Source organism: Micromonospora sp. DT201 (assembly GCF_049841575.1).
Lineage (GTDB): Bacteria > Actinomycetota > Actinomycetes > Mycobacteriales > Micromonosporaceae > Micromonospora.
Map to the genome: position 1 here is coordinate 1 of NZ_JBNCKP010000109.1, position 257 is coordinate 257.

1 protein-coding gene is annotated in these 257 nt (G+C 64.2%); it reads left to right on the forward strand.

The window, feature by feature from the left end:
- The coding region (locus tag ACLQ28_RS34625; RefSeq protein ID WP_425690466.1) for an acyltransferase domain-containing protein at window positions 1–257 on the forward strand (257 nt) is incomplete at both ends.

The window sequence follows — 257 nt, forward strand, 5'->3', positions numbered from 1 at the left end:
CCGGGTCAGGGTTCGCAGTGGGCCGGTATGGCTGAGGATTTGATGGCTTCCTCGCCGAGGTTCCGCAGCTTGATGGGTGAGTGTGAGGCGGCGTTGGCGCCGTTTACGGGGTGGCGGTTGACCGAGGTGTTGCATGACCTGGACCGGGTGGATGTGGTGCAGCCGGCCTTGTTCGCGGTCATGGTCAGCCTCGCGAGGTTGTGGCAGGAACACGGGGTGCTCCCCGCTGCGGTGATTGGTCACAGTCAGGGTGAGAT